Annotated in this window: 1 protein-coding gene; it reads left to right on the plus strand. The window is 62.4% G+C overall.

Annotated elements, in window-relative coordinates; translation table 11 throughout:
* Positions 1-48: 48 nt before the first annotated feature.
* Positions 49-407, plus strand: a 359-nt coding sequence (locus PZA18_RS24330; protein ID WP_284103471.1) for a type VI secretion system Vgr family protein, incomplete at its 3' end; no start/stop codon positions are given.

Raw genomic sequence — 407 nt, forward strand, 5'->3', positions numbered from 1 at the left:
CATCCGGTCTCGCTCGACATCGAACTGCAGGATGGCAGCGAACGCCAGATCTGCGGCCACGTCACCCGCTTCGCCCAGATCGGCCGTGAAGGCGACTACCACCGCTACCATGCCTCCGTCCGGCCCTGGCTCTGGTTCCTCTCGCGCACCACCGACTGCCGGGTGTTCCAGAACCTGACCGTGCCCGAGATCATCAAGCAGGTCTTCGGCGATCATGGCGTGGCCGTGTTCAAGGATCGCCTCACCGCCAGCTATCCGCAGCGCGTCTACACCATCCAGTACCGCGAATCCGACCTGAACTTCGTGTCGCGGCTGATGGAAGAAGAAGGCATCTACTATTACTTCGAACATGGGGGCGGCAAACATACCCTGGTGTTGGCCGATGGCATCGCCAGCCACAGCCCGGC

Source organism: Parachitinimonas caeni, from assembly GCF_030129945.1.
In the GTDB taxonomy this organism is placed as follows: domain Bacteria; phylum Pseudomonadota; class Gammaproteobacteria; order Burkholderiales; family Chitinimonadaceae; genus Parachitinimonas; species Parachitinimonas caeni.